This window comes from [Clostridium] clostridioforme AGR2157, assembly GCF_000424325.1.
GTDB lineage: Bacteria > Bacillota > Clostridia > Lachnospirales > Lachnospiraceae > Enterocloster > Enterocloster clostridioformis_A.
In genome coordinates, this window is record NZ_KE384165.1 from 22518 (window position 1) to 35880 (window position 13363).

Consider the following 13363-nt stretch of genomic DNA (forward strand, 5'->3'; position numbering starts at 1 on the left):
TAGCCTCCCTGGCTCCTGTTATTGTCGCGGCCTCCCTGATAGCCTCCCTGGCTCCTGGCTGTATCGCGGCTGTCCTGGGCAGTTTCCTGGGTTCCTGCCTGAGTTCCGGCCTGAACCCCTGCCTGGGGTGCTGCGGACGGCTGGGGTGCTGCGGCTCTCTCTGAAACCGTATCCGCGGACTGGGCCTGCACCTGTGGTTTGGCAGGCTCAGCCGGAGCTGCCTGTGGTGTCGTATGTGCTGCCTGTGGTGTCGTATGTGCTGCCTGTGGCGCTGCCGCCGGGGCAGGAGCCGTATGACCATGGTTTCCTCCCTGTGGTTTCGGAGGAACCGGACGCTTAATCTGCTGCTGGGCGTTCTGAGGGCGGAACACGGCTGTCAGCTTCTTCTTAGCCGGCTCACCCTTTGATGCGCTGTCCTGGCTCCTGGCAGCCTCTGCCTTAGGAGTCTCTGTCTTAGGCGCTTCCGTCCTTGGAGCTTCCACTCTGGGGGCCTCTGTTTTAGGAGCCTCCGTCCTGTGCTCCGGTGCGGCAGGTTTTGCGTCCCTCTTAGGATTTGCAAAAGAGCGCACAATATTCTCCTGATCCTTTGTCACATTCGATGCTGCATACAATACAGCTGATTTATCTTTAGTCTTAATAATTTCCAATATCTCCTTACTGGTCTTGCCCAGTTCATTTGCCAGTTCACTTACTCTCATTCAAGCTACCTCCGTTTATATTCATTCGTTCTACCATTGACTTTGCGAAACCTGCATCCTCCACTGACAGTGACGCCCTGAACTCCTGCCCCATGGCATGCCCAAGTTCGTCCTTTGTTCCAAACAGATAGATTGGGACTTTATAGTAAGTACACATGTTGGTAAACTTTTTCTTCGTGTTGTCCGAAGCTTCTTCCGATACGATTACCAAATGGGACTTTCCGCTCTTTACTGATTTCTCCGTCGAAAATTCGCCGCTGACCACCTTCCTGGCCCTTGTCGCTAGGCCCACCAGGCTTAACAGCCTTTTGTTATCTGCCAAGTTCTTCCATCTCCTTTTCCAGAGTTTCATACACCTCTTTGGGAATGGCCATCTTGAAGGAACGCTCCAGTCCCTTTCCCTTCACTGCCTTCTTCAGGCATTCCATTGATGGACACAGGTAAGCGCCCCTGCCGTTCTTGCGGCCTGTGGCATCCAACATAATCTCATCCTCGGCGGTTTTTATGACTCTTATCATTTCTTTCTTGCTCTTCATCTCCTGGCAGCCAATGCACTGCCTGAGCGGAACTTTTTTCATGCTCACTTACATCACTCCTAACCTTCTCAGAGTATCCTTTTTACTGTTCGCTTCCGTCTTCCTGATAGTTTTCTTCATAATCCTGGTAGCTTTCTGATCCCTCCGGCTCTTCCTCATAGGTCTCAGACGACGTATCGCCGTACTGGAGTCCCATCTGCTCGAAGAGTCCCATTTCCCTGGCCTGGGTCTCACTCTTAATATCAATCTTAAAGCCCGTAAGCCTTGCGGACAGTCTTGCGTTCTGTCCCTCCTTGCCAATTGCAAGGGACAGCTGGTAATCCGGCACAATAACCTGTGCTTCCCGCTCTTCCTCGTCCGCCACAACGCAGATGACCTTGGCAGGACTTAACGCGTTCTCAATCAGGTACGCAGGATTGTCATCCCAGTTAATGATGTCGATTTTTTCACCCTTTAATTCACTAACAATGGAATTGACCCTGGAACCGTTGAGGCCCACGCATGCGCCTACCGGGTCCACATTGGCGTCATTGGATTTCACCGCAATCTTTGTCCTGGAACCTGCTTCCCTGGCAATGGCCTTGATTTCCACCGTACCGTCGCGGACCTCGGCCACCTCGGATTCAAAGAGGCGCTTCACCAGGTCCGGGTGTGTCCTGGACACAGAAACCCTGGGGCCCTTTGGCGTATCCTTTACCTCGATGACATATACCTTGACGCGCTCCGTCGGACGGAATGTCTCGCCCTTTACCTGCTCGCTTTCATTGAGGATGGCGTCCACCCTGCCCAGGTTAATGCTCACGTTCTTTCCCAGATAGCGCTGTACCACGCCGGTCATGACATCCTTTTCCTTCATAAAATACTCGTTGTACAGTGCCTTGCGTTCTTCCTCGCGTATCTTCTGCAGAATCACGTTCTTTGCGTTCTGTGTGGCAATACGGCCGAATTTCTTGGAATCCAGCGGAATCTGTACCGTATCCCCAATCTCATACTTGGGGTTCAGCATCTTGGCGTCCGCCAGGCTCAACTCCAGACAATCGTCCTCCACGTTTTCCACAACCGCTTTTTCTGCATATACTGCAAAGTCACAGGTATTGGGGTTCACCGTGACCTTTACATTATCGGCTTTTCCGAAATGGTTCTTACAGGCAGTGAGTAAAGAGTTCTCAATGGCTTCAATGAGAGTATCTTTGGAAATGTTCTTCTCTTTCTCCAATACCTCCATTGCCTCTAACAGTTCCTTGTTCATGTTTATCCTCCTATCCATGTCTCAGCATGTGAATGATCTAACTAAAAATCCAGCGCAAGCCGTATCAGGGCAATGTCCGCTTTTTCAAATATCATCTGGCTTCCGTCTTCCATGGTCAGCGTCACAGTATTTTCATCATATGCACTGAGGGCGCCCGTAAATTCCTTTTGCTTGTTAAGCTGACGGTAAAGCCTTACATCCACATCCTTGCCCATGCTTCTTACGAAGTCCTTTTCCTTCTTAAGAGGACGGCCTAATCCCGGCGAACTGACTTCCAGGATATAACTGTCATCAATGAAGTCCTCTTTATCCAGCCAGTCGCTTAAAGCCCTGCTGATGACCTCACAGTCATCCACGGCAATCCCGCCTTCTTTATCTATATAAGCCCTCAGGTACCAGGTACCTGCTTCCTTTACATACTCCACGTCTACCAGTTCAAAACCATGCTCTTCCATCAGTGGAAGGAGATGTTTCTCCACCCGGCTCTCATAGCTCTCCTTTTTTCCCATCGTTCCACCACCTTTCCTGTCTTTCCAAAACGAAAGAGTGGACTGGTGTCCACTCTTTTATCAGTAATCTACATTAGTTATCGTATACACTATACCATCATGCCGCCGTAAATGCAAGCATTTTCAAGGATTTTATCGAAAATTTCCTTTAAATCGTGACAGTTCAGGGGCTTGCATCAAAGCATTGCACGTCCTCTGCACCATGTCTGGAGTACGCTGTAATCATCATCCAGAACCACTAAATCTCCATCGCATCCGGCCGCAATCCTTCCTTTTCTGTGGTCCACGCCCAGACATCTGGCCGGATTGATGGTGCATGAATTAAGGGCAGTGTCAAAGGGCACCAGTGCCTGTTCCACCAGAATCTTAAGTCCCCTGTTCATGTTGAGGGTGCTTCCCGCAATGGTATCTGTTCCCTTGAGGCGGGCCAGTCCGTCCTCTCCTATCTCAATGTCATGGCCGCCCAGCTGGTACTGTCCTCCCGGAGGGCAGTGCTTAGCCCTGAGGGAATCGCTGATCATGATGGAATAATCACGTCCCTTGGCTGTAAAGAAGTTGTTCAGGGCAGCCAGGTGGGAATGGCATCCGTCACAGATAATTTCCCCGTAGATATCCCTTACCCTGAGGGCAGTGCCTACCAGTCCCGGTTTGCGGTGATGGTAAGGCGTCATGCCGTTATATACATGGGTCATGGACGACGCACCGTTGGCAATGCCCAAAAGAGCCTGCTCGTAAGTGGCGGCCGAATGGCCCATGCTGACCACCACCCCGTGGGTGGAACAGTATCTGGTAAGCGCATGGTCCGGGTCCCGCTCCGGCGCCAGGGTGATATATTTGATAAGGCCCTCGGCTGCCTCCTGATATTTCTTAAACTGCTCCACGGATGCAGACGCAATGGCCTCAGGCGGCTGCGCCCCCTTGTACTCCATATCCAGGAACGGTCCCTCAAAATGGATGCCCAGGATTTCCGCCCCTTCGTAGCCCTCCTTCACCACAGCTGCCACATTGGCCACGGCCCTGGTGAGCACATCCGGCATCTGGGTCACGGTGGTGGGCAGAATGGCTGTGACGCCCTCCTCAGGTATCCGCTTCATCCAGTTGCGAAGTCCTTCCGGCTGGCCGTCGTTTGTATCAAAATCATATGCTCCGTGTGTGTGGATGTCAATGAAGCCCGGCACGATTCTCTTATCCCCGTAATCCTGGTCCGCCGTTCCCGCACCATACTCATGGATACGGCTGATGACTCCGTCCTCAATCTCCATCTGGGCTGCCATGAACTGTCCTGCTATCCAGACTCTCTTACCCTGAATCCTCATACTTTCTTCTCCTTCCATCTATGTGTGTTCTCTATATTAATTCCCTTAGTTATAAGTATATCACGTTAGAAATATTTTTCAATATACTATTTAAAATAAAAAATATTTTTATTTCCACTAAAAAGATATATATAATCTCCGGAATATATAGGCTGAAAAAAGCGCAAAAAAGCAGGAGCCTGTATTACATAAAATATGCTTCACAGCCCCTGCCTTATATCCGCCCTCATCCTTCCCGGCTGCCGTCCAGCAGCTCCGCTATCTCCGGAAATGGTTCCACGCTCCGCCTCAATATACCCTGTATGTAAGCAATGGTTATGCCATAGTTGGTCATGGGAATTCCCTGGTCCTGGGCGCATTTCATTCTGTACTTCATCTCACGCTCATTCAGCATGCATCCGCCGCAGTGGACAATCAGACGGAAGCTTGCAAGTTCATCCGGAAACTCTGTACCTGTGGCAAACACAAACTCCGGTTCTGTTCCAGTATACTCCCGTATCCACCTGGGCAGCTTTACGGTCCCGATGTCCTCGCACTGCCTGTGATGGGTGCAGCCCTCGGAAATCAGGATTCTGTCTCCCTTCCTGATGCTGTCCAGAGCCCTGACGCCTTGCACCATGGGCTCCAGGCTGCCTTTATAGCGGGCAAAGAGAATGGAAAACGAGGTCAGGAGAATATCCGCCGGCGTATCTGCACTGACCTTTGCAAATACCTGGCTGTCGGTGATGACAATTCTAGGCTTCTCCCCCAGAGAAGCCAGCGTGCCCTTCAGTCCGTTTTCCCTGACCACCACGGACACTGCATCCGCTTCCAGGATGTCCCGTATGGTCTGCTGCTGGGGCAGAATCAGGCGTCCCTTGGGGGCCGCCTTGTCAATGGGCACCACCAGTACGGCCAGGTCAGATGGGGAAAGCAGGTCTCCCACGATTTTCCGGCTGTTCTCCTGGGTCTTGCCCAGTTGTGCCAGACACTCCTTAAGCGCCGTAATACCCTGACCGGTATGGGCGCTGACAGACAGGACGGGAACCGATTCAGGAATCCCCTCCGGTCTCTGACCCAAAATCCCGTCCAAATCCGCCTTGTTGCAGACTGCCACGCAGGGAATCTGCTTTTCCCCTATCTTCTTCAGGAGGGCATAGTCCTCCGGAGCCGGGCCGTGACAGACATCCATCACCAGCACAGCCACATCTGTCTTGTTGAGTACCTGATAGCTCTTCCTCACCCTCAGGCTTCCCAGCTGGCCCTCGTCGTCAATGCCCGGCGTGTCAATCATCATCACAGGGCCCAGAGGCAGCAGCTCCATGGCCTTATATACAGGATCCGTGGTGGTTCCCTTCACGTCCGACACCACGGCCAGGTCCTGGCCCGTGACCGCGTTCAGCACGCTGGATTTGCCGGCATTTCTCCTTCCAAAAAATCCAATATGTATCCGGTCCGATGCCGGCGTATTGTTCATTCCCATGGACATCCGCTCCTCTTTCCCTGATTCATTGCCGATTAGTTACACGGTTAATTTCCCGCTTAAAACCTGAAATCCCTGACGCCCTGTTCAATCTTCACCAGGTTATCCCTGACAATCTGCTGCACCTTCTCCTTTGGTATGCTTCCGATTTCCTTCTCTATGAGCGCCTCACCGATGCGCCTTGTCTCCTCGGAGCTGTAATCCATGAGATACTCCTTCAACGTCATAAGGGCGTTGGGATGGCAGCAGTTTTGAATCTGTCCGCTCTTGCACAGGGACATGAAACGGTCGCCTGTGCGCCCTTCCCTGTAGCAGGCCGTACAAAAGCTGGGAATATATCCCATTCCCATGAGCCAGTTCACCACCTGGTCCAGGGTGCGGTTGTCGCTTACATCGAACTGGGCTGAACATTCATCCTCCGGCTCAGGTTCAAAGTAGCCGCCCACGCTTGTTTTGGAACCGCCGCTGATTTGGGAAATGCCCAGGTGCAGCACCCGTTCCCTGGTTTTCCGGCTCTCTCTGGTGGACACAATCATGCCTGTGTAGGGAACCGCGATGCGGATGCAGGCAACCAGCTTGGCAAAGGTGTCATCATCGATTCCATTGTCAAAGGAATCCGGGTCAATGTCATCCGCCCTTCGTATCCTGGGCACGCTGATGGTATGGGGTCCCACCCCGAACACTGCCTCCAGATGCTCTGCGTGCATTAAAAGTCCCGCAAATTCATACCGGTAAAGCTCCAGGCCAAACAGCACGCCGCAGCCCACGTCGTCGATACCTCCCATTTGGGCACGGTCCATTGCCTCTGTGTGGTAACAGTAATCATGTTTCGGCCCCGTGGGATGAAGCTTCTCATAGCTTTCCTTGTGATATGTCTCCTGGAACAGGATATATGTACCGATTCCCGCGTCCTTAAGCTTCCTGTAATTTTCCACCGTGGTGGCTGCTATGTTCACGTTGACGCGGCGTATGGCGCCGTTTTTATGCTTTATGCTGTAAATGGTGTCAATGGACTCCAGCATGTATTCAATGGGATTGTGCACCGGGTCCTCCCCCGTCTCCAGGGCCAGGCGCTTATGTCCCATATCCTGCAGCGCCATAACCTCCCTGCGGATTTCATCCTGGGTCAGCTTCTTCCTTGGGATATGCTTGTTCCTGGCGTGGTAGGGACAGTACACGCACCCGTTGATGCAGTAATTGGACAGGTACAGGGGCGCAAACAGCACGATGCGGTTTCCGTAGAAATCCTTTTTAATCTGCTCCGCCAGCTCATAAATCTCCTGGTTCTTGTCCTCAAGGCCGCAATCCAGAAGCACCATGGCCTCTCTGTGGGTCAGGCCCCTGCGCTCCCTGGCCTTTGCCAGAATCTCATCAATCAGTTCCCTGTTGGTGCGGTTTGCCTCCCCGTAGGCAAGGGTCTCTTCAATTTCCCCGTGATGGATGAATTCCTCTGCATGGGGTGATTTTGGGTCGTAGTTCATGTTCTTCCTCTCCTTTTCTTGCCGGGTCAGGGTCCATGGCCATGGCGGCCTCCGGTAACACTTCCCCGTCAGATGATTTATATAGTTTTATCAGCTACCGATATTGGAGCCAATCACCACAATTCTTGTTTCCATATGATACCTCACGATAATAAAGTAAAAAAGGATACGCCAAAAAGGCGTATCCTGAACATACTGTCACATCTGTGTCCCCGCCTTCCCCTTCAGCCCTGCTTCAGGTCAGTCAATCACATATCCTGCTATGGGATTTGCTGCCGCCGCTTTGCTGTGAGGCACTTGCCGTAAGACAGGCCTGTCAGCGCAGATACCAGTACTGTGTACCGTGGCGCACATCCGTTTTTCTTATCTTACTACAGGCCAGGGGGACTGTCAATCATTATTCCGTAAAGATTATCCAGCATTCCTTTGTCTCATTTCCGCAACGCTTTGGAACTGAAGGAGCGGGGCCCCTACCTGGCTCCCCTGATATACGGCTTACCCAATGCCTCCGGCGCGCTGTTTTTGCCGATGGAGCCCATAAGCGCAACCAGGGTTATGATGTAGGGCAGCATGGCCAGGGCCTGTGTGGGCAGGGGTACACCGATGGCCTGGAGGCGGATCTGAAGGGCATTGGCCGCGCCGAATATGAAGGCCGCACCCATCATTCCAAAGGGCACATACCGGCCCAGTATGACTGCCGCCAGGGCTATGTATCCCCTGCCTGATGTCATGTTCTCAGAAAAATTGCCCACCTGCACTAGAACCAGATACGCGCCTCCCAGTCCTCCCAGCAGGCCATTTAACAGCACGGCCGCCCACTGGTACCGGCGTACGGGTATACCGGCTGAATCCGCAGCCCTGGGGTTCTCCCCGATTGCGGCAAAGGCCATTCCCTTTGATGTCCTGCTGTAAAACAGGGTGACCAGGATTACCAGCACATAGACCCCGTATGTCAGTATATCCTGGCTGAACAGGGCGTTTCCTATCAGGGGTATATCCCCCAGAAAGGGAATCTTAAGCTTGGCAAACGGTTCTATCTGCTGATAGGAATGGCCGCTTGACATCAGTTTATAGAGAAAGCTGGTGACTCCGGCCATGAATATATTGATGGCGATTCCGCTGACAGACTGGTCCTGGGCCAGCCTGATGGACAGCAGCCCGTGGATGGCGCTGACCATTGCCCCGCCTGCCATGCCGCACAAAAGGCCAATGGCCAGGCTGCGGGAATAAAAGGTTCCCGCAAAGGAGAAGAACGCTCCGCCCAGCATGACACCCTCCATGCCTATATTAAGGATTCCCGCTTTCTCGGATATGGTCTCCCCCAGTCCGGCGTAAATCAGGGGCACCGCCATTCTTACGGAAGCCGTCAGAAGGGCCGTCACGAAACCAACGGTCATGATTTGCGCTAGCATGGTTTTTCCCCCTTTCTCTTCCTGTTAAACAACTCCCTGCCCAGAATCAGCAGCACAATCAGCCCCACCAGGATATTGACAATGGCTGACGGCACTCCCATCTGTCTCTGCATGGAATTCGCCCCCACCTCCAGGGCTGCAAACCCGATGGCAGCAAAGAGCACGCCCAGGGGATGGTTGGCGGCCAGAAGGGCAATAAGCACCGCTGTGTATCCGCACTCCCCGGAGATTCCCTCCAGAAGCTTTCTCTGCACGCCCATGACCTCCACGGCTCCTGCGATTCCCGCCAGACCGCCGCTTAAGAATGCGGAAATGATGATGTTCCTGACAACAGAGATTCCATTGCAGGCAGCGGCCCGCTTGTTGAATCCCACCACCTTGATTTCATATCCCACCGTTGTCTTCTCCAGGATAAACCAGACAAGGAACACCATGAGCACGGCGATGATAAAGCCCGCGTGAAGCCTGGTGGGCTTTAAGAACCGGTAAAGGGTGACGGAAGGGTCCAGCTTGGGCGACTGGGGTATGCTTCCTGCCGGATCCATGAGGAAGGTCCTGACTGCAATACCCAGGAAATTGATGGCAATATAATTCAGCATAATGGTTACAATGATTTCCGATATCCCCAGCTTTGCCTTAAACATGGCTGCTATCAGCGCCCAGAGACCTCCAAAGACAAATCCCGTTAAGATGGCGCACAGGATACGGAGTACCCCGGGAATCCCGGTCCAGGTAAGGGCCGCCCACGCAGAGGCAAGGGCCCCTATGTAAAACTGTCCCTCCGCGCCGATGTTGAAAAAGCCGGTTTTAAACGCCACAGCGCATCCCAGACCCGTAAAAATCAGGGGAGTTGCCTTTACAAACACTTCCATGAACCCGTTTAAATTTCCAAATATGCCTTTAAAGAACATGGCATAAGCCTCTGCCGGGCTTGCGTCTGACAGCATGATAAGAACCGTCCACACGGCCACTGCGATGAGTCCGATGCCCGCTATCTCAAATATCTTTGATTTCCTATTCATTTGCCGCCTCCTTAGCAATACCGCCCATCAGCAGGCCAATCTTATGTACATCTGCCTCATCCCGGTTCAGGAGCCCTATGATACGGCCTTCATACATGACCGCGATGCGGTCGCTTACTCCCAGGATTTCATCCAGGTCAGCTGATATCAGCAGGACGCATCTGCCTGCATCCCTCTGCCTGAGAAGGATTTCATGGACAAACTGGGTGGCTCCGATATCCAGTCCCCTTGTGGGCTGGCTGGCCACAATCAGGCCGGCTTTCTCAGATATCTCCCTGGAAAGTATGACCTTCTGCTGGTTTCCGCCGCTCATCAGCTTTACCGGTGTTTTGATGCCGCTTTTACCCGAGGTCTTGATGTTGTATTCAACCAGGGCCTCCCGGGCTCTCTTCTCCGCCTGTCTGTAGTCCAGCACCATTTTCCTCGAAAACGGTTCCCGGTCAAAGTCCCTTAATATCAGATTATCTTCCACCGTCATGTCCATGACCAGGCTGTCGCCGTGACGGTCGTCGGAAATATAGGAGATGCCGGCCCGAAACCGCTCCTTTACGCTGTCCTTTCGTATATCCCTTCCCTGGTATTCCATCTGTCCGCTGTTTATCCTGCGGATTCCTGTTATTACCTCGGCCAGTTCCTTCTGTCCGTTGCCTTCCACGCCCGCGATTCCCAGGATTTCTCCCCTGCGGATTGTAAGGCTTACGTGGTCTAAGGACATCTTGGTGCTGTGCTTTTTGTGAAGGCACACATCCTTAAGGCTTAAGGCCGCCTCCCCGGCAGCGGATTCCCTTATCTCCCTTCCCTTCTTAAGCTCCCGCCCAATCATGCAGGCAGACAGTTCCTCCGGCGTTGTCTCCTTTGTCACCAGGCTCTTGACCTTCCGGCCATCCCGCAGCACCGTCACCCGGTCGCTGATATCCATGATTTCCCCCAGCCGGTGGGTGATGATGATGATTCCATATCCCTCATCCCGCAGCCGTTTTAAGACCCCGAAGAAATTCTCCGTTTCCTGGGGGGTGAGAACGCCGGTGGGCTCGTCCAGAATCAGCAGGCTCACATCCCGGTACAGGGCCTTAAGAATCTCCACCCTCTGCTGCTCTCCCACGGAAAGGGTATGGACAGGCGCTTCCGGGTTCACCGAGAGGCCGTAGGTTGCGGCAAGGCCCGTCAGTTTTTCCCTTGCCGACTTCCGGTCCGCCACGATGCCCTCCCCTTTCAGTCCCAGCATCACATTGTCCAGCACCGTCATTTTCTTAACCAGGGAAAAATGCTGGTGGACCATGCCAATTCCCCTGGCAATCGCCTCACCGGGCGACTTAAATTCCACATGTTCGCCTTTAAAACAGATTTCCCCTCTGTCCGCCTCGTAAATGCCAAACAGAATGTTCATAAGGGTGGTTTTGCCAGCCCCATTTTCCCCTAACAGCGCATGTATCTCCCCCTGCTCCACAGACAGGTCCACATCCTCGTTGGCATACACGCCTGCAAAGGATTTGGTTATATGCTTCATCTCAAGTAATGGCATCCGTTCCATCCTTTCTTTCTAAACAGGGCCCGCACCCCCGGACACGCTCTGCTGCGGTTGGTTTGATGCAGGCCCCTTTCAGGAAATATCTTATGCTCTGGGCTTGGTATCACATGGTACTTCAAACTCTCCGGATTCAATTGCCGCAATCTTATCGGAAATCTTCTGCTTCAGTTCATCGGGAACAGCGGAATCCAGATTGTGGTAAGGAGCAACGCTCACTGCCCCGTCTGCCATTCCCAGCTGGTAGATGCCGCCCTCAAAGGTTCCGTCCGCAACGGTTTTAAAGGCCGCCTCAATCACCTGAGGGATATGGTAAACAGATGAGGAAAGGATGGTGTCGGGCGCCAGGTCATTCTGGTCATAGGAATCGCCTGTGGCGTAGACCTTTGCTTCCTTTGCCGCATTGATGGCTCCTGTTCCCGACTCGTTGGCACAGTGTCCGATTACATCCGCGCCATTATCAATCATGGCCTGGGCGGCCTCCTTGCCAAGGGCCGTATCGGTAAAGGAACCGGTCCATGCGGTCTGTACCTGGATGTCAGGGTTTACTTCCTTTGCCCCGTCCTCAAATCCGTTCATGATTTTCACAAGGGACGCGCCCTGAATCGGTCCGATGAAGCCCACCTTGCCGCTCTCGGACATGCCGGCTGCCAGCATTCCCATGATGTATCCGCCTTCCTCACACTTTGACACATAGGAGGCCACATTGTCAGCAGACACCTCGCCCTCGGTCACAATGAATTTTGTATCCGGATACTGCTCCGCAACGTCCACTGCCGGGTCCCCGAACTCATATCCATGGCCGATGACCACGTCATATCCGCTGGCCGCATAATCCGCAAAAGCAGCCTCAATGTCATCCGGTGTCAGATTCTCCGTATAGGTCACCTCACAGCCGTAATCCGCCTCCAGAAGCTTAAGCCCGTCATAGGCTGACTGGCACCAGCCCATATCATTGGCCGCGCCGGACAGGCACAGGGCCACCTTGTATGTCTTGCCGTCCGCTGTCTGGCCCCCTTCCGCCCGGCCGTCTTCGGCCTGGTCCCCTTTTGCCTGGGTATCTCCGGCCTGGGCGCCCCCAGCCTGCTTATCTGCTGCCTCTGTCTTTGCCGCTGTCTCCTTTGTTTCCCCGCTGCATCCGGTTAGGCCAAAGCCTGCCATGGATAATGCCAGGGCTGCTGCCGCTAAACGCATTCTGTTTTTCATGTCTCTTCCCCTTCCTTTTTCCATAGATTTTTCATGTTTCCTCTTTGGTACTGCATAGTTGGTACTGCATAGTCGGTACTGCATAATTGGTACTGAATCATCAGTCATGTGAATCTATAACACCCGAATCTGCATGGCGGTGATAAAGTTTTCATTATCACTTTCCACGAACTGATCCAGAATATTAAAATTAATGGCCTGAGCCCCCAGCTCAAGGTCCGGCCTGGCCTCCCTCAAACGCCGGATGGTATCCGGTACTCCCTCGTATCCGCCCAGATGGTATCCGCAGAGGAAGTCGCCTCCCTGGATAATCTGGATTCTGGACTGGTGTATGGTCTCTGGTATCTCCTCATCGTCCGGATACAGGTAGGCCCCAAAGTATTTCCGGTCCCCCTCATAAAAGGCAATGGTGGGATAAAAGTAAAAGGAATTTTCCCTGTACAGCAGCTCCTCGTCGCCTATGGAAATAAACTTCCGGTCCTCAAAATGCTTCACCGCAATCTCATCCAGGCGGATTCCATCCATCTCCTGTTCCATGAACTGGATTTTCCTCTGGATGGCCTCATCTATGTTGAGCAGCTCCTGCCACTGCCTGCGAAGCTCCTGGGAGCGCTGCTTCATGATGTCCACAGCCCTGTTGGAGTTTAAGCTGGTTCTGGATTTCTTGATTTCCTCCAGGGAATAGCCCAGACGGCGCATATAGGACACCTTTGCCAGCTCGTATATCTGGTCAAACTCATACTTTCTGCGCCCGTTTTTCTCATTGCGTTCCCTGGGGGAAAAGATTCCGACGCTGTCATAATAGTACAGTGTCTGTATGTTAAGCCCGAATAGCTCCGCCAATTCCCCGATAGAAAAATATTCCTTCACCTGCCAACCTTCTTTCCTTTTTCCTGCCAGATTCCCCGTTAGATTTGATGCCGGATTCCCTATTAGATAAATTCCCT

12 protein-coding genes and 1 pseudogene are annotated in these 13363 nt (G+C 52.9%); all 13 read right to left on the bottom strand.

Annotation, left to right across the window (positions count from 1 at the left end; genetic code table 11):
- Positions 1–698: pseudogene (locus G614_RS33290) on the bottom strand (translation initiation factor IF-2); the annotation flags it as partial.
- Entirely contained in the window at positions 685–1020 is a 336-nt protein-coding gene (locus G614_RS0125800) for a L7Ae/L30e/S12e/Gadd45 family ribosomal protein (protein WP_002569336.1), read from the bottom strand. The gene G614_RS0125800 and the pseudogene G614_RS33290, both read right to left, overlap by 14 nt.
- Positions 1010–1282: an RNase P modulator RnpM gene (rnpM, locus tag G614_RS0125805; protein WP_002569337.1), complete on the bottom strand. Its 273-nt coding sequence runs from the start codon at positions 1280–1282 to the stop codon at positions 1010–1012. The genes G614_RS0125800 and rnpM overlap by 11 nt, the downstream gene beginning before the upstream one ends.
- A gap of 34 nt (positions 1283–1316) precedes the next feature.
- Complete coding sequence (gene nusA, locus G614_RS0125810) at positions 1317–2483, bottom strand: transcription termination factor NusA (protein ID WP_027644161.1); 1167 nt, start codon at positions 2481–2483, stop codon at positions 1317–1319.
- Positions 2484–2524: 41 nt separating this feature from the next.
- Positions 2525–2992: a ribosome maturation factor RimP gene (gene rimP, locus G614_RS0125815; protein ID WP_027644162.1), complete on the bottom strand. Its 468-nt coding sequence runs from the start codon at positions 2990–2992 to the stop codon at positions 2525–2527.
- Positions 2993–3168: 176 nt separating this feature from the next.
- Positions 3169–4308, bottom strand: coding sequence for an N-acetylglucosamine-6-phosphate deacetylase (nagA, locus tag G614_RS0125820; protein ID WP_027644163.1), 1140 nt, complete (start codon positions 4306–4308; stop codon positions 3169–3171).
- Between the two features lie 226 nt (positions 4309–4534).
- Positions 4535–5770, bottom strand: a complete 1236-nt coding sequence (gene hydF / locus G614_RS0125825) for a [FeFe] hydrogenase H-cluster maturation GTPase HydF (protein WP_027644164.1) — start codon at positions 5768–5770, stop codon at positions 4535–4537.
- Between the two features lie 59 nt (positions 5771–5829).
- Entirely contained in the window at positions 5830–7251 is a 1422-nt protein-coding gene (gene hydG, locus G614_RS0125830) for a [FeFe] hydrogenase H-cluster radical SAM maturase HydG (protein WP_027644165.1), read from the bottom strand.
- Between the two features lie 470 nt (positions 7252–7721).
- Positions 7722–8663 carry an ABC transporter permease gene (locus G614_RS0125835; protein WP_027644166.1) on the bottom strand — a complete coding sequence of 314 codons (942 nt, stop codon included), beginning with the start codon at positions 8661–8663 and terminating at the stop codon, positions 7722–7724.
- Positions 8657–9685: an ABC transporter permease gene (locus G614_RS0125840; RefSeq protein ID WP_027644167.1), complete on the bottom strand. Its 1029-nt coding sequence runs from the start codon at positions 9683–9685 to the stop codon at positions 8657–8659. The genes G614_RS0125835 and G614_RS0125840 overlap by 7 nt, the downstream gene beginning before the upstream one ends.
- On the bottom strand, positions 9678–11207 hold the full coding sequence (locus G614_RS0125845; RefSeq protein WP_027644168.1) for an ABC transporter ATP-binding protein: 1530 nt from the start codon (positions 11205–11207) through the stop codon (positions 9678–9680). The genes G614_RS0125840 and G614_RS0125845 overlap by 8 nt, the downstream gene beginning before the upstream one ends.
- A gap of 90 nt (positions 11208–11297) precedes the next feature.
- A complete protein-coding gene (locus tag G614_RS0125850; RefSeq protein WP_027644169.1) occupies positions 11298–12416 on the bottom strand; it encodes a BMP family protein in 1119 nt (372 codons plus the stop codon).
- Between the two features lie 114 nt (positions 12417–12530).
- Positions 12531–13286, bottom strand: a complete 756-nt coding sequence (locus G614_RS0125855; RefSeq protein ID WP_027644170.1) for a MerR family transcriptional regulator — start codon at positions 13284–13286, stop codon at positions 12531–12533.
- Between the last annotated feature and the right edge of the window lie 77 nt (positions 13287–13363).